Raw genomic sequence first — 16,390 nt, 5'->3', positions numbered from 1 at the left:
TCAGATCGCTGTGCCGAGTTGAAAGATGGGCAGGTACATGGCAACCACCAGGGCGCCGACGATACTGCCCAGGATGACCATGATCAACGGCTCCATGAGGCTGGTCAGGCTGTCGACCAGGTGGTCCACCTCGACCTCATAATGCGCTGCGACTTTTTCCAGCAGATGATCCAGCATTCCGGATTCTTCACCGATGGCGGTCATCTGGATCGCCATAGTAGGGAAGACGCCGCTGGCGCGCATGGCAAAGTTCAGTTGCATGCCACTGGCCACCTGTTGGCGGATGCGTTCCACCGCTTGCCTGAAGACCTTGTTGCCGCTGGCTCCGGCCACTGAATCCAGGGCCTGGACCAGAGGCACGCCAGCCGCGAAGGTGGTGGCCAGCGTACGGGCGTAGCGGGCCACTGCGGCCTTGTACAGCAGCGGGCCGGCCAAGGGCAGGCGTAGCAGTCCCTGATCCACACTGTCCCGCAGGCGCTCCGAGCGCCGATAAGCCTGCCTGATCCCTACCCCCATCAGCAGGCCGGCGCTGAGCAACCATCCGCCGTGGTTCTGGATGACATGGGAAAGGGTGATGACCCATTGGGTCAGTAGCGGCAATTGGGCGTTGAACCCGGCGAACAGGCTCTGGAATTGGGGAACCACCTTGATCAGCAGGATGCTGCTGACCAGGACGGCCACGCCGATCACCGCCACTGGATAGACCATGGCCTTTTTTACCCGGGCCTTGAGGTTCTCGCTTTTTTCCCTATGGGTGGCGACCCGTTCCAGCAGGGTATCCAGGGCGCCGGACTGTTCGCCGGCCTCCACCAGATTGCAGTACAGCTCGTCAAAGTGGCGCGGATGTCGGCGCAGCGCCGTGGCCAGGCTGGAGCCAGCCTCGATGTCGCGTTTGAGGCTGGCCAGCAGTTGGCGCATCAATGGCTGGACGAAGCTCTCGGCAATGATTTCGAAGGCTTGCAGCAGTGGCACTCCGGCCTGCATCAGGGTTGCCAGTTGCCGGGTGAACAGGGCGATCTCCCGTGCCTTGATTCGTTGGCCCGATCGGAGCCAGGCCCTGGGCTTGCGGCGTACCCGGGTTGGAGTGATGCCTTGCCTGCGCAGCTGAGCTCGGATCAGCGCCGGGTTTGCAGCGCTCAGCTCGCCGGCCAACTTGTGGCCCTGGCCGTCGGTGCCTTGCCAGAGATAGACGCTGGCCACAGGTGCTTTTACCGCCATGGTTCAATCCTTGATGCAGGGGTGAGCTTCTTGAAGCCTAGCCGCCGGGCACCTGACGCATAGGGGCGCTAGATGACGAAATTTGTCAGTTTGTGCAACTCCTCGTACTCAAGGCCATGGGCTATCATCGCTGCAGGCCTTGAATTCCGTGGGGTTAACCTTGGCACAGGGCGTGCTTCAAGCCTTGCTGATTACCCACGGAGCATTCTTGCCAGGAGGCAACTCATGAAACATCAATCCGCTTTTACCCTGATCGAATTGCTGGTGGTGGTGGCCATCATCGGCATTCTCGCCACAGTGGCGATGCCGCTGTATTCCAAGTACCAGGTGCGGGCCAAGATGATGGCCGCGTTGGCCGAGGCGTCGGCGCTGAAGGTCAATATTGAGGACCTGCTTAATCAGGGAATCGACCCGACTCTGGCCCTCGCCGGTGGCACGCCCTTGACGTTGAACTGCCGAATGAGCGCCGAGGGCACTGCCGCCACCGGTGAAGGCAGTATCGGCTGTACCCTCCTCAATGCTCCGGGGGCGGTGTTGAACAAGACTCTGGTACTGAGCCGTTCGCCAGCTTCGGGATGGACGTGCAACACCACAGTGGAGGCCGACTATGCGCCCAAGGGCTGTGCCGCGCACGACACCTGAGTCCTGGCAGGCTGTTGGGGGTGGGCTTGATGAGCTGCGTCGAAAAAAGCCGCAACTTGCATGCAGATTGTTGGGTGGTCATGCATTTTGCATGATGCTGATTCTTCGCGTTATCTATAACTTATTGTTTTTTATGGGTTTTTTATGTGGTCTGGACTTGGCACAGCACCTGCAATATCCCTCATAACCCTGTTGCCAGGACACGGCGCAGGCTTTCTAAAAGAACAGGAGTTACTCGTATGAAGAAGTTCGCTATCGCTGCTGCAACTGCTACCGCTCTGACCCTGACCATGTCCAACGCAGCATTTGCGCAGACCACTCAAAGCACCCAGTCGCCTATGGTCGTGGCTGCCGGTGAAGTGACCAAGGCCAAAGAGGCCACCTCCGATACCTGGATCACCACCAAAGTGAAAAGCGATCTGGTAACCGAGAAAGGCATTCCTGGCACCGACATCAAGGTTGAAACCAACAAGGGCGTCGTCTCGCTGTCGTCCACTGTTGCCATTACCGAGGCGCAGAAAGCTACAGCCGTGGCAATCACCAAGAAAATCAAAGGCGTTCAAGCGGTCTCTGCCGACGGCCTGAAAGCCGAGTAAGACCCCAAGCTTCTCGCCTGGACAGGGAGAGGGGGCGGTAGACGAGCCAAGCGATACGTCTGCCGCTTCTTTCAAAGGTTCATGCGGAAGATCACAAGGATGTGATCATTACAGGCCCCGGCACTTTGTGTCGGGGCCTGTTCTATTGGGCGGGGAAGTGGCGCTGCTTGAGGCCGGCGCGGGCCTTACTCGCTGTCCAGGTGCAGCGGAGTGATCACCTTGCCGTCGCTTTCGGCCTGGCCGAGGTTGGCATCGATGAAGTAGACCCGGTCATCGGCCAATTGGCCCTTGTCCACCAGGAAGTCCTTGATGCTGCTGGCCCGTTCCTGGCCCAGTTGGCGCAGCAACACGTCGCTGCCGCTCCAGAACTTGATCAGCCCCTCACGCAGTTTGGCACTGCGCTCGTCGCGGCTGAGCTGGGTCCATTCGGCCGGAGGTTGCTGTTTCAGGCGGGTGCGGTAGATGCCTTCCAGCAATGGCGCTTTCTCGCCCTCGGGAACCTGCAGCAAGGACGCCTGGGCCGGCACCTTGTCGCCGCGCCGTTGCAGGATTTTGTAGTAGTTGTACTGGTACTCGCGCTCCAGACGCTGTTCGGCGATCAGCGGACCATCGCTGCTCTGGGCGCTGGTGCCTTCGATCTCCAGGCGCAAGGTCGGACGCTCCTTGAGGGCCTTGGCCAGGGTGGTGAGGGCTGACTCGGACTCTTTGCTCAGTTCGCTGGAGCCAGGAGCGAAAGACACACTGCTCAGGTCTTCAGAGTCGCCGCCGGTGACCAGGCCGCCAATGAACTTGAAGGGGGCCTGGGCTGCTCGCAGCACCAGGTTGCGCAGGGTCTGCCAGACGATTGGCATCACGCTGAACTGTGGGTTGTTGAGGTCGCCGGAAATTGGCAACTCGATGGAAATCTTGCCGTCGGTGTCTTTCAGCAGGGCTACGGCCAGGCGAATCGGCAGGTCCACGGCGTCTGGGCTGTCGACCTTTTCACCCAGTTGCAGTTGTTCGACCACCAGTTTGTTCTCGGCCTTGAGCTGGCCCTTGGTGATCATGTAGTGCAAGTCGAGGTTGAGTCGGCCCTTGCGAATACGAAAACCGGCGAACTTTCCGGAATAGGGCGTCAGGGTGGTCAACTCCACTCGCTTGAAGCTGGTGGCGATGTCCAGTGCGGCCATTGGATCGAAGGGGTTGACGCTGCCCTTGATGGTCACTGGAGCGTAACGGTCGACCTTGCCCTTGACGTCCACCTCCGCCGGCTTGGCCTGGCGGCTGTCGATGGTGCCGATATGCCCGTTGAGTTGCTGGACTGCCGTGGCGAAGTTTGGTGTCAGGCTCAGGTCGGCGAAGTTGGCCGAACCATCGTTGATGGCGATTTTACCAATGTGAATACCCAGTGGCTTGCTGGAACTTGGGGCGGGCTTGCCCGAGGATTTGCTGCTGCCGCCTGCGGGTTGTGGAATCAGCAGGTCGTCGATATTGGTGGTGCGGTCATCGTTGATGATGAAGCGCGCATAAGGCTGCATCAGGTTGACCTGGCTGATGGTCAGGCTGTCACCGTGCTGATAGTTCAGGCCCTCCACCACCACTTGTTTCCACTTCACGAAGTCGCGGGTCTTGAGGGTGTCCAGGGTGTGCAACTGATCCACTTCGGCCCGGCCGGTGATGCTGAAGGTCAACGGTTCGACTTTCTTCAGGTCCACTGCCAGGTCGCTGCCGAGCATGCCGCTGCGCAGTTCCAGGCGAATGAACGGGCTGATGTAGGACTGGGCGACCCGCAGGTCGATGTCCTTGGTCTGCACCTTGAGCTTGGCGGTGATGGGGTTGAGATTGACTTCGCCGGTGGCGCTGACCTTGCCTTGTTTACCCAGGCCGGTATCGAGCTTTAGGGTGAAAGGCGACTGGTTGAGGCTGTCGAAGTTTTTCAGATCCAGGTTCAGCGGGCCAACGTCCAGCGCCACGGCCGGTTTGGCTTGGCGGTCGGCCAGGTGCACCTGATAGTTGCGCAGTTCCACATCCTTGAGCAGTACCTGCCAGGGCTTGCTGGGGACTGCGGGTTCCTTGGTGGTATCGGCTGTGGCTGGCTGAGGCTTGGCTGCCGGCTTGGCGGGTTGGCTGGCGAAGAGCTTTTGCCAGTCCAGTTGGCCATCGGCTTCAAGGGCGGCCCAGGTCTCCAGTTTCTGGCTGCGGATCTTGCCGACTATGACGTGCTGCTTGGCCAGGTCCACCGTCGCTTCGCTGATGTCCAGGCGCTCCAGGCGCGCCAGCGGGCGACCGTCCGGGGCTTTGATGGCGAATGGCGCAACGCTGATGGAGGTGTTGTCCAGCAGCAGTTCGGTTTCCTTGGTCAGGCTGAATTTATAGTGGGTGCTGAGGTTGACCACGCCGTCTTCCAGCACCAGCGGCACGGCGTCACGTACATAGGGCCACCAGGCTTTCATCTTGCCGTCGGTGACTTTCAAGGTGCCTTCGGAAGCCAGCGGGGTCACGCTGAAGTTGCCGCTCCAGTCGATCTGTCCGCCTTCCGGGCCGGTGGCCACCAGGGTCATGTCGGCGCTGTCATCCGGCAGGGTGCTGAGGTTCTTCAGTTCAAAGTCGAGCTTGTTGTAGAGAAACTCGATGGGCTCGCTGGGGCGCAGGTCCTTGAAGTGCAGATAGCCGCCCGCCAGCTTGATGCGCTCAATGCGAACGGGAAACGGCTTGGCGTCGGGATCGCTCGGGGTCGGTTCGCTGGCAGGCAGCTTGAACAGGGCCAGGAGGTTGAGCTTGCCTTCCTTGTCGAAGAGGATCTCGGTCTTGGGCTGGTCCAGTTCGACGTCCGCCAGATGCAGAGCGCGTTTCCACAGACTGTCCAATTGCAGATTGGCGTAGAGGCGCTGGAAGGCAATCTGTTCCTTGCCCGGTTCGCCGACGCTCAGGCCCCAGAGGGTCAGTTCCAGGCTGAAGGGGTTGAGTTCGATACGCTGGATATGGGCCGGGGTCGTGGCGTAGTTGGCCAGTTGCTGGTTGGCCACCCGCAAGGCGATGCCCGGCAAAATCAGAAAGCCCAGCAGACTGTAAAGGGCGAGAGCGGTCAACAAGGCGCAGAGAGCGCGAATCAATCCTTTGGTCATGCGAGGCTTCATCTATCTGGATCGGAAGTGCCTTGGAGTATGGCACGCGTTTACGGTTCCGAAACCATCACAGTCTTCAGGATTGTTCAGATTTTTGCCCCTGATCAAAGTTGCAGGATCAGTGTTTTCAGCGGCGGTTGTCCGTCCTGGGAAGGGAAGTCCGCAGCAGGGGCAAGGACCTGGCAATCGCGTACTGGCCGCCCGGCTTTCTCGGCGCAGCGCAGCACTTGTTCTCGCCATTCCTGCAACGACACCTTGGCCAGGTTGTTACAGCAGATCAGCACACCCTCTTCGGCAGTGGCCAGCAGCGCCGGCTTCAGCAGGCTCTGATAATCGCGCAGCAGGTCGACGGTGCCGAAGGCACTCTTGGCCCAGGCCGGAGGGTCCAGCAAGACCAGATCGTATTGGCGTTGTTCAAGACGTGGGTAGCTGGGGAGCTTCTGTCCGCGTCGCTGACTGATGGGCAGGCCCGCCAGTTGGCGGATTGCTGGGAAGTAGTCCGACTGCACGAACTGCATGCCGGGTAGCTGCGGGTTGAGCTGGCCGTTTTCCCGGCCTACCGCCAGGTTGCCTTCGGCGAAGTCCAGGTTGAGGACCTCCCGGGCGCCTCCGGCCGCAGCGCAGAGGCCGACACCGCAGGTATAGGCGAAGAGATTGAGCACGCTTTTCCCGGCGCTGTGCTGCTTGACCCAGCCGCGAGCGTTGCGCAGGTCGAGAAACAGCAACGGGTCCTGCCCGGCATGACGGCCACGGACACGATAATTCAACCCCCATTCATGGCCGACCAGATCCTCCAGGGCACTGTCGTCGGCGCGGTATACCGAGTCTTCACGGTCGATACGCGAGTTGCCGCGTGAGCGATCGTTGTAGACCAGCAGGGTCGACAGGTTCAGCTGTTGATTGATGGTTTCGTGCAATTGCAGCAGGGCATCGCGTTCCAGCGTTTGGTGAAAGCTCTGTACCAGCAACTGCGGCCCATAACGGTCGACGGTCAGGCCACCGGCGCCTTCCTGGCTGCCGTGGAACAGGCGATAGCAGTCGGTGCCTTGCTGGTGCAGTTCGGCGAGCAGGTCTTGACGGTGATCGAGGGCGGCGCGCAGCGCCTGATTCAAGGAAGACATGCAGGGCGCCTTGGAGAAGAGGAATAAGGCGCCGCAGTTTACCAGCCTCCTGCCCGTTGTAGGAGCCAAGTGCTGGCGAAGGCGATCTCTCGGACTCTATGGCCAAGGCCACGCCCTGACTGCCGCCGATGATCACTTTGGCATCGCCGCAGCCAATGGCCTGGGCGCTCAGGTGCAAGACCTTGAGGCCGGAGCCGCAGACTTTGCTCAGGGTCGTGGTGGGTACGGCGTGGTGCTGGCCGGCCAATTGCGAACTGTCTGGGCGTGTTGTGCATGAGCGGTCGTCTTCTACAGACCCATGCGTCGTTTCGCTCGATGCACCGAACTGTCACGCACCGCCCAGCGCAGCATCGGCGTACTGCGTTTGACGCTGGCTCGAATCAGCTGGCGTTGCAGCGGGTTCTGATTGACGTCAAGCATGGCGCTGGCCCAGTCCGGCAGCAGGTCGATACCGGCCTGCATCATCAATGAGCCAAAAGGTTTGGCCAGGCGACTGGGAGCTGGAGCCGCCTGTAGCAGGCGCAGAACCTCGCGACTGCGATCGTCGCACAGCAGTTGCGGACGCATGGCCTGCAGGTAGTCGGCCACCGCCCGCCGCGAGCGGGGCACATCCCGGGCGCCGAGACGTTCGGCGATCAGCGCGATCTCGTTGTAGTAGCGGTCCTGGTCTGCCCCTGACAGGCGAGGGTTGAGGTAACGCAGGTGGGCGGCGAGAAAGTTGCTGACTTCCGCCACATGCACCCAGGTCAGCAGGTCCGGATCGCTGGCGGTGTAAGGACGGCCATCAGGAGCGGTGCCCACGATATGCAGGTGAATAGTGCGTACTTTTTCGATCAGCCATTCGGCGTCCTGACGGGAGCCGAAGGTGGTGCCGGAAATGAACTGGCCGGTGCGGCGCAGGCGGCCGATCATGTCCTGGCGAAAGTTCGAGTGGTCCCAGACCCCGGCCAGGGCCAGGGGGTGCAGGGCTTGCATCAGCAAGGCACTGATGCCGCCGATCAGCATGCTGCTGAAGTCGGCGTGTACCTGCCAACTGACCGAGCCCGGCCCGAACAGGCCGGGGTCGCCCTTGGGATGCTCCAGGTCGAGTTGCCCCAGGGAGAGGCCAGACAAGCTCATGACCTGGCTTTCGATACGGCTGCGAATGAATTCCATGACAGCTCGGTGCGGGTAGTGAAAAAAGGCGCGGCCGTGGCCGCGCCGGTTTCAAGCGTTCAGGCGCTTGTCGATCAGGCCTTCCACCACACTGGGGTCCGCCAGGGTCGAGGTATCCCCCAAGGTCTCCAGTTCGTTGCAGGCGATCTTGCGCAGGATACGCCGCATGATCTTGCCCGAGCGAGTTTTCGGCAGGGCCGGGGCCCACTGGATCAGCTCCGGTTTGGCAAAGCTGCCGATTTCACGGCTGACCAGGGCCAGCAGTTGCTTTTTCAGTTCCTCGTCGGGTTCGATGCCTTGCATGGGCGTGACAAAGGCATAGATCCCCTGGCCCTTGAGGTCGTGGGGGTAACCGACCACGGCGGCCTCGGCGATGTCGTCGTGAAGCACCAGGGCGCTTTCCACTTCGGCGGTGCCGATGCGGTGCCCGGAGACGTTGATCACGTCGTCGATGCGTCCGGTGATCCAGTAGCTGCCGTCCTCGTCCCGGCGCGCGCCGTCACCGGTGAAGTAGTAGCCGGGGTAAGGCGCGAAGTAGGTTTCGATCATGCGCTTGGGGTCGCCGTAGACGCTGCGTATCTGTGCCGGCCAACTGGCCTTGATCGCCAGGATACCGCTGCCGGCACCTTGGATTTCCTTGCCCTGGTCGTCCAGCAACACCGGTTGTACACCGAACATCGGCGTCGAGGCGCAGCCGGGTTTGACCTGCCGGGCGCTGACCAGGGGGCTGAGCATGATGCCGCCGGTCTCGGTCTGCCACCAGGTATCGACAATCGGGCAGCGCTGCTCGCCCACGACATTGAAATACCACTCCCAGGCTTCCGGGTTGATCGGTTCGCCAACACTGCCCAGGAGCCGCAGGCTGCTGCGGGAGGTGCGCTGCACGGGGTCGTTGCCTTCGCGCATCAGGGCCCGCAGGGCGGTCGGGGCGGTGTAGAAGATGTTCACCTGGTGCTTGTCCACCACCTCCCAGAAACGCGAGGTGCTGGGGTAGTTTGGCACGCCTTCGAAGATCAGCGTGGTGGCACCGTTGGCCAGCGGACCGTAGAGAATGTAGCTGTGGCCGGTGACCCAGCCGACGTCGGCGGTGCACCAGAAGACCTCGCCGTCGCGGTAGTCCAGTACGTACTTGAAGGTCATGGCGGCCTGTAGCAGGTAGCCGCCGGTGGTATGCAGAACGCCTTTGGGTTTGCCGGTGCTGCCGGAGGTATAGAGGATGAACAGCGGGTCTTCGGCGTCCATCGGCTCGGGGGCGCACTGGTCGCTGGCCGCGGCTACGGCCTGCTGGTAGTGAATGTCGCGGCCCTCTACCCAGTTCACCGGGTTACGGGTGCGCTCGACCACCACCACGCTGCTGACGTCCGGGCAACTGAGCAGGGCCTTGTCGACGTTGCTCTTGAGGGGAATCTGTTTGCCGCCGCGCACGCCTTCGTCGGCGGTGATCAGGGTGCGGCAGTCAGCGTTGAGAATCCGGTCGCGCAGGGCCTCCGGGGAGAAGCCGCCGAACACCACCGAATGCACGGCACCGATTCGGGTGCAGGCGAGCATGGCGTAGGCCACTTCGGGAATCATCGGCATGTAGATGCACACCCGGTCGCCTTTTTTCACGCCACGGCTTTTCAGCACGTTGGCCAGGCGGCAGACATGCCCGTGAAGTTCTTTGTAGGTGATGCGCTGTGAGTCGGCGGGGTTATCGCCTTCCCAGATGATGGCTGCCTGATCGCCGCGTTTTTCCAGATGACGATCAATGCAGTTGTAGCTGACGTTGAGTTGGCCGCCACGGAACCAGCTGGCCTCGCCGGTGCGCATGTCATGGCTGTGCACGCTGTCCCAGGGGCTGCTCCAGTGCAGGAAACGCTTGGCCTGCTCGGCCCAGAACACATCTGGCTGCTCAATGGATTGGCGGTAGAGGTGGTGGTAGTCGTCCTGACTCATTTGCGCCGCCCGGCGGACGGCATCGGCTTTCGGAAAAGTGCTGATATCGAACATGACGGTTCCTTATTCTTGTTTTGCGACAAGCCATAAGGGTGCGCACAAGTGTCAGGAAGGTTCAAGGGGGGAGGGCCGGGGCCCGGACGGGAGCCGACGTGGCGGCTCCCGGGACAGAGAAGGTTGATCAGCCGCGGTGACGGCCGCGGAAGTAGTTGATCAGGCCTTGGGTCGAAGCATCGTCGGCCAGGGTTTCGTCGCTACCGACCAGACGGTTGTAGACGCCTTTGCCCAGTTCCTTGCCCAGCTCCACGCCCCACTGGTCGAAGGCGTTGATGCCCCAGACCACGCTTTGCACGAAGACCTTGTGTTCGTACAGCGCTACCAGGGCGCCCAGGCGCCGCGGGCTGATGCGTTCCACCACCAGGGTGTTGCTCGGACGGTTGCCGGGAATCACCTTGTGCGGCGCGAGTTTTGCCACATCGGCTTCGCTCATGCCTTTCTCGCGCAGTTCGCTCTCGGCTTCGGCGCGGGTCTTGCCCAGCATCAGCGCCTGGCTCTGGGACAGGCAGTTGGCGTACAGCCACTGGTGGTGGTCAGCCACCGGGTTGAAGCTGACGATCGGCACGATGAAGTCGGCCGGAATCAGCTGGGTGCCCTGGTGCAGCAACTGGTGATAGGCGTGCTGACCGTTGCAGCCTACGCCGCCCCAGATCACCGGGCCGGTATCGGTGGCCACCGGGGTACCGTCCTGGCGCACGCTCTTGCCGTTGGATTCCATGTCCAACTGCTGCAAGTGCTTGGTGATGTTGCGCAGGTAGTGGTCGTACGGCAGGATCGCGTGACTTTGCGCTCCCCAGAAGTTGCCGTACCACACTCCCAGCAGGGCCAGCAGTACCGGCATGTTCTGCTCGAACGGTGCGCTCTGGAAGTGCTGGTCCATGGTGTAGGCACCGGACAGCAGTTCCTTGAAGTTGGACATGCCGATGGCCAGTGCGATCGGCAAGCCGATGGCGGACCACAGCGAGTAGCGTCCACCGACCCAGTCCCACATTGGGAAGATGTTCTCTTCACGAATGCCGAAGGCCACGGCGGCCGCGTTGTTGCTCGATACGGCGATGAAGTGGCGGTGCAATTCGGCTTCGGAGCCGCCCTGGGCCAGGTACCAGGCCCGCGCCGCCTGAGCGTTCTTCAGGGTTTCGAGGGTGTTGAATGACTTGGAAGAAACGATGAATAGCGTGGTTTCTGCACGGATTTTCGCCGAAAGCTCATGGAACTCGCTACCGTCGATATTGGCCAGGTAGTGACAGCGCACGCCTTTCTGGGCATAGGACAACAGCGCCTCGGACACCAGCTCCGGGCCGAGGAACGAGCCACCGATACCGATGTTGACCACGTCGGTGATGGGTTTCTCGGTGTAGCCGCGCCACAGGCCGTCGTGGATGCGCCCGACCAGTTCGGTGATCTGGTTCAGTACCTTGTGTACTTCCGGCATCACGTTGACGCCATTGACCGACAGCTTGTCGCCCACTGGACGGCGTAGTGCAGTGTGCAGCGCCGGACGGCCTTCGGAGGCGTTGACCAGCTCACCAGTCACCATGGACTTGATGGCATCGGCCAGACCGACTTCCTTGGCCAGATTCACCAGCAGATCGCGGGTCTGGCTGGTGATCAGGTTTTTCGAGTAGTCGAGAAACAGTCCGCAGCTGCTCAGGGTAAATTGGTTGAAGCGCTGTGGATCGGTATTGAACGCCTCGCGCATGCTGAAATCCTGCATGGCTTGGCGGTGGTCTTTCAACGCTTGCCAGGCGGGCAGAGCGGTAACGTCGTGAGGAGTGCGGTAGTACGCCATCGCTGCGGTTTTCCTTTTGCTTGAACTGCCTTTTTGGACACTGAGAAGCCCGGAACGTCCTGCGCGGTCTCAAGGACCTCGTTCCTTCAGTCCTGTGCTGATTCGATTAATCACCCAGGGCGATAACAGTAACTCCAGCGTGCTGTTCTGTCTTGGCTTTGTGCGCCTTGTGGCCGGTACTATTTTGTACTGGCGGGGCCAATCAGGGCTGCATGGGGGGCTTTCAGCGGGAATAAACGGGGTTGGAATCGGCTGGCTTCAACGGGGACCCCAAGGTTTCGTGGTTCCGCTCGTTGCCGGGGGCATCTACCGCCTGCGTGGTCTGGCACTGAGCAGATCGCTTTCACCCTGGGCAAGATGGCACGCATGGGAAATTCCTGGGTCGGATCCTCGAACAGGACCTGCAGTATCAGCTGCAGGCCCCAGCCGGCGGCAGTTTGCCCGAAGGTTGGCGTTCGGGCAATCAGGCGTTCATGCCGGCGTGTCGAGGTCCAGATGCAGGTTGTCGATCAAGCGTGTTGCGCCCAGATAAGCCGCCACCAGAATCACCAGGTCACGGTCTTCGGCAGTGGCGGGACGCAGGTTTTTCGCGTGACGGATTTCCAGGTAGTCCCGTCGCAGGCCGGCCGCCTCGAGCTGCTGCTGTTGCTCGGCCAGTAGCCTCGGATAGTCACGCTCGCCATCCCGAATGGCCTGAGCGATTTGGCTCAGACTGCGGTACAGCACTGGGGCGATGGCGCGCTGCTCTGCGCTCAAGTAGCCATTGCGCGAGGACAGGGCCAGGCCGTCGGTGGCCCTCACCGTTGGCTCGCCGATGATCTGGATCGGCATGTTCAGGTCATGCACCAGGGCACGAATGACCGCCAACTGCTGGTAGTCCTTCTGGCCGAACACGGCAAGGTCCGGCTGGACCATGTTGAACAGCTTGCTGACCACCGTGGCCACGCCTTCGAAATGACCGGGGCGGCTGGCGCCGCACAGGCCTTCGGAGAGCTGTGGCACGCTGACCCGGGTCTGTCCAGCCATGCCGTCGGGGTACATCTCTTCGACACTGGGAGCGAACAGCAGATGGCAGCCGGCTTCGAGCAGTTTCTCCTGGTCGGCGGCCAGGGTGCGCGGATATTTGTCGAGGTCTTCGCCGGCGCCGAACTGCAGCGGGTTGACGAAGATACTGGCCACCACGAAATCCACTCGCTGGGCGGCCTTGGCCACCAGGGCGGCGTGACCGCTGTGCAGGTTGCCCATGGTGGGGACGAAGCCGATCCGCTTGCCTTCGCTGCGGGCGCGGGCGACCGCAGCGCGCAACTCGCGCACGGTTTTGACTGTATTCATGCAGAGAACCCGTGTTCGACGCCTGGGAAGGTAACGGCCTTGACCGCTTCGACATAGGCACTCAACGCCGCCTGGATGCTGTCTTTGCCGGCCATGAAGTTCTTCACGAACTTGGGCGAGCGACCGCTCAGGGACAGGCCCAGCATGTCGTGGAGCACCAGCACCTGGCCGTCGGTGGCGCTGCCGGCACCGATGCCGATCACTGGGATCTTCACTGCCTGGGTGATTTCCGCCGCGAGTTCGCTGGGGACGCACTCCAGCAGCAACATGGCGGCACCGGCCTGCTCCAGGGCAATGGCATCGGCCCGCATCTGCCGCGCCTGGTTCTCGTTGCGCCCCTGGACCTTGTAGCCGCCCAGCACATTCACTGTTTGTGGGGTCAGCCCCATGTGTACGCAGACCGGAACGCCGCGTTCGTTCAGCAGGCGAACCGATTCGGCCAGCCAGGCGGCACCTTCGATCTTGACCATGTGCGCCCCGGCCTGCATCAACTGGGCCGAGCTGCTCAGGGCCTGTTCGGGGGTGGCATAGGACATGAAGGGCAGGTCGGCGAGGATCAGCGCGCCGTTGTTGCCGCGTTTGACCGCCGCGACGTGATAGGCCATATCGGCGTTGCTCACGGGCAGTGTGCTGTCGTGCCCTTGCAACACCATGCCCAGGGAGTCGCCTACCAGCAGGACTTCGACGCCGGCTTCACAGCAGGTGTGGGCGAAGGTGGCGTCATAGCAGGTCAGCATGGTGATCTTTTCACCTTTCTGCTTGAGGCTTTGCAGGGTGGTCAGAGTGATGTCTGGCATGAAAAGGGGTCCTCATTTCAGGCGCTTTGGAAACTACTGCGAGTAACGCGCGTGATTCTTCGTTATTCAGGCGCACGGTCTTTTGTCGTGCTTATACAGCCTGGTTCCAAGCGATTTGAAAGCGGTACCGGGATTCGCGCTGGTGGCGTTGGACGCCTTATTCTGTGCCCAGAAGGGGCTGTGTACCAGCGGGTGCCACCGCCGTTGCACAAGCGCCTTGGCCTAGCGTTTCCTGGGGTCGCCGCGAACAAGCCTCGCTTGAATTGCGCCCTTTAACGCCGGGATGGCGGCAACGGGACGCCTATAGTCGTGATGAGGACTCTGGAAGTCAATTAGATGTGTTACCGCCTTGTTACGCCGTGAGTGTTACCGCCGTTACTGATGCGTTTCAGCGGTTATTTCAGCCGTTCCAGGCCGACAAATGGACAGGCGTCGAGCAGCTCCTGCAGGGTACGTCCGTCGGCCAGTCGCAATTCAGCGGGGGCCAGTTCCGCCAGGGGATAGAGGACAAAGGGGCGGGCGTGCATATGGTAATGAGGGACTTTGAGGCGCGGTTCGTCAATCAGACGGTCGCCGAACAGGAGGATGTCCAGGTCCAGGGTGCGGGGGCCCCAGCGCTCATTACGTTCTCGGCCTTGCTGGTTTTCGATGGCCTGCAGTGCATCAAGCAGTGCCAAGGGCTCCAGGTCACTGTCCAGCGCCGCCACGGCATTGGTGTAGCGCGGTTGGCCGGGCAGCAGGGAATCGCTTTGATAGAAGGCCGACACGCCGTGGAAGTGGCTTGCGGGCAACTGCGCCAAGGCCTCGAGTGCGCTGCGCAGTTGCTCTTCAGGGGCAGCCAGATTGCTGCCCATGCCAATGTAGATGCGTTCCATCGATTACTCGCCTGAAGCGCTGGAGCTGCCTGCACGCTTGCGTTTGGCACCGCTGCTGCGCCGACGTTTGCGTGGCGCGCCGCTGGTGTCTTCCTTACCGCTCAGGTCGCGGATCATGTCGCGGCGTTCGGAGTCGTTGGCGTCCTGGTAGTCGGTCCACCATTCACCCAGGCCGTCGGTCTGCTCGCCTGCGCTTTCACGCAGCAGCAGGAAGTCGTAGCCGGCACGGAAGCGCGGGTTGTCCAGCAACTGGTCGGCGCGCTTGCCGCTGCGCCGTGGCAGTCGTTCCTGCATATCCCAAATTTCGCGGATCGGCATGGTGAAGCGCTTGGGAATGGCAATGCGTTGGCACTGTTCGGCGATCAGTTCGTGGGCAGCTTCCTGCATGGCCGGGATTGGCGGCATGCCGCGCTCCTGCAGGCGCAGGACCCGGGCGGGCAGGGCCGGCCAGAGCAGGGCGGCGAACAGGAAGGCCGGAGTCACGGGCTTGTTCTGCTTGATTCGCAAATCAGTGTTGATCAAGGCTTCACTGATCAATGTATGGGTGTAAGTCGGGTTGTATTCCAGGGCTTCGGCGCTGGCCGGGAACAATGGATCGAAGAGTTGCAGGTCCACCAGCATTTCGAAGGTGTCGGCCGCGTAGCCGGAGAGGAACAGCTTGAGCACTTCTTCGAACAGACGTGCGGAAGGGATTTCCCGCAGCATGGGAGCCAGTTCGCGGATCGGCGTTGCGGTGTGTTTTTCGATACCGAAGTTGAGTTTTGCCGCGAATCGCACGGCACGCAGCATCCGCACCGGGTCTTCCTGATAGCGCTGCCGAGGGTCGCCGATGAGGCGGATCAGATTGTTGCGAATGTCGTGTACGCCATTGGCGTAATCGAGGATGCGTTCGCTGACCGGGTCGTAATACAGGGCGTTGATGGTGAAGTCGCGGCGTTGCGCGTCTTCTTCAAGGGTGCCGTAGACGTTATCCCGCAAAATTCGCCCGCTTTCGTTACGGGAGGATTGATTGCTGTCTTCCTCGTCGTCGTTCTGCGGGTGGTTGGCGCGGAAAGTCGCGACCTCGATGATTTCGCGACCGAAGTGGATATGCACCAGTTTGAAACGACGGCCAATGATCCGTGCGTTACGAAACTCGGCCTTGACCTGCTCCGGTGTAGCGCTGGTGGCGACGTCGAAATCCTTGGGGGTGATATTGAGCAGCATGTCGCGCACGCAGCCACCCACCAGATACGCCTGGTAGCCGGCGTTCTGCAGGCGTTCGACGATATTTACCGCATACCGGCTGAACTGGGCACGTTGCAGCGAATGTTGGCTGCTATTGAGCACTTCAGGGGTGCTGCGTTTATGTTGCGTACGACGCAAGGGAGAACGGAATGACTGGAACAGCTTCTTCAGCATGGGATGCACTGTTTGAAGGAATGTTCGGCCAAAACGAAGAATGACCGCATGATGGGCGGGGATTCTAGCATTTAGTCGAAGGATGGTGTAGGAAGCTGCCGCGACTTGTGCAGGCCTGCGCAAAGGTACGATCTAGCAGGGCTGGCGTAGGTTTTGGGGGGGGAAATGCGAATTCTGGAAACCACAAGGGGAGCCGAAGCTCCCCCAGAATAGTTGTGCGTGCTCTATTTTTATTATTGGTTTCGGGCTTCTTGTTTTTGTTAAACGCCCTTGTCACTAAGGTTATCCAGAGTGACCCTCCCAATCGGGAGCCAAGAGCAAACGGATTGCTTTGATCGCTGAGTTGCAATGACCTTTCGATCCAACCA

12 protein-coding genes and 1 pseudogene are annotated in these 16,390 nt (G+C 61.1%); 2 read left to right on the top strand and 11 right to left on the bottom strand.

Annotated elements, in window-relative coordinates:
• On the bottom strand, window positions 1–1,218 hold the full coding sequence (locus KHO49_RS11815; protein ID WP_102882236.1) for a type II secretion system F family protein: 1,218 nt from the start codon (window positions 1,216–1,218) through the stop codon (window positions 1–3).
• 225 nt (window positions 1,219–1,443) lie between these two features.
• Between KHO49_RS11815 and KHO49_RS11810 the strand changes: the two genes are divergently transcribed.
• Window positions 1,444–1,860, top strand: coding sequence for a pilin (locus tag KHO49_RS11810; protein WP_102882235.1), 417 nt, complete (start codon window positions 1,444–1,446; stop codon window positions 1,858–1,860).
• A gap of 239 nt (window positions 1,861–2,099) precedes the next feature.
• On the top strand, window positions 2,100–2,456 hold the full coding sequence (locus tag KHO49_RS11805) for a BON domain-containing protein (protein ID WP_102865479.1): 357 nt from the start codon (window positions 2,100–2,102) through the stop codon (window positions 2,454–2,456).
• Between the two features lie 185 nt (window positions 2,457–2,641).
• Here the strand turns inward: KHO49_RS11805 and KHO49_RS11800 are convergent, their stop codons facing one another.
• The 10 genes and pseudogenes from KHO49_RS11800 to KHO49_RS11760 all read right to left on the bottom strand — a co-directional run bounded on the left by KHO49_RS11800 (window position 2,642) and on the right by KHO49_RS11760 (window position 16,022).
• Window positions 2,642–5,560, bottom strand: a complete 2,919-nt coding sequence (locus KHO49_RS11800; RefSeq protein WP_110597070.1) for a DUF748 domain-containing protein — start codon at window positions 5,558–5,560, stop codon at window positions 2,642–2,644.
• 104 nt (window positions 5,561–5,664) lie between these two features.
• Window positions 5,665–6,681 carry a class I SAM-dependent rRNA methyltransferase gene (locus KHO49_RS11795; protein ID WP_213665047.1) on the bottom strand — a complete coding sequence of 339 codons (1,017 nt, stop codon included), beginning with the start codon at window positions 6,679–6,681 and terminating at the stop codon, window positions 5,665–5,667.
• A 133-nt stretch (window positions 6,682–6,814) separates the two neighbouring features.
• Window positions 6,815–6,928: pseudogene (locus KHO49_RS31035) on the bottom strand (thiolase family protein); the annotation flags it as partial.
• A gap of 41 nt (window positions 6,929–6,969) precedes the next feature.
• Window positions 6,970–7,836 (bottom strand): oxygenase MpaB family protein, encoded by an 867-nt coding sequence (locus KHO49_RS11790; RefSeq protein WP_213665046.1) that lies wholly within the window; start codon window positions 7,834–7,836, stop codon window positions 6,970–6,972.
• 51 nt (window positions 7,837–7,887) lie between these two features.
• Window positions 7,888–9,825: an acetate--CoA ligase gene (gene acs, locus KHO49_RS11785; RefSeq protein ID WP_110652093.1), complete on the bottom strand. Its 1,938-nt coding sequence runs from the start codon at window positions 9,823–9,825 to the stop codon at window positions 7,888–7,890.
• A 127-nt stretch (window positions 9,826–9,952) separates the two neighbouring features.
• Window positions 9,953–11,617 (bottom strand): glucose-6-phosphate isomerase, encoded by a 1,665-nt coding sequence (gene pgi, locus KHO49_RS11780; protein ID WP_102882229.1) that lies wholly within the window; start codon window positions 11,615–11,617, stop codon window positions 9,953–9,955.
• Window positions 11,618–12,088: 471 nt separating this feature from the next.
• Window positions 12,089–12,949, bottom strand: a complete 861-nt coding sequence (gene panC / locus KHO49_RS11775; RefSeq protein ID WP_102865485.1) for a pantoate--beta-alanine ligase — start codon at window positions 12,947–12,949, stop codon at window positions 12,089–12,091.
• Window positions 12,946–13,746 (bottom strand): 3-methyl-2-oxobutanoate hydroxymethyltransferase, encoded by an 801-nt coding sequence (panB, locus tag KHO49_RS11770; protein WP_102882227.1) that lies wholly within the window; start codon window positions 13,744–13,746, stop codon window positions 12,946–12,948. Before panB ends, panC begins: the two co-directional genes overlap by 4 nt.
• Window positions 13,747–14,141: 395 nt before the next feature.
• Window positions 14,142–14,621, bottom strand: a complete 480-nt coding sequence (folK, locus tag KHO49_RS11765; RefSeq protein ID WP_213665045.1) for a 2-amino-4-hydroxy-6-hydroxymethyldihydropteridine diphosphokinase — start codon at window positions 14,619–14,621, stop codon at window positions 14,142–14,144.
• A 3-nt stretch (window positions 14,622–14,624) separates the two neighbouring features.
• A complete protein-coding gene (locus KHO49_RS11760) occupies window positions 14,625–16,022 on the bottom strand; it encodes a polynucleotide adenylyltransferase PcnB (RefSeq protein WP_110597066.1) in 1,398 nt (465 codons plus the stop codon).
• Window positions 16,023–16,390 lie beyond the last annotated feature (368 nt).

The sequence above is a fragment of the Pseudomonas sp. RC4D1 genome (assembly GCF_018390395.1).
Classification (GTDB): Bacteria; Pseudomonadota; Gammaproteobacteria; order Pseudomonadales; family Pseudomonadaceae; genus Aquipseudomonas; species Aquipseudomonas danubii.
The sequence above is the reverse complement of the archived record's forward strand: the minus strand, read 5'-3'. Positions and strand labels throughout refer to the sequence as shown.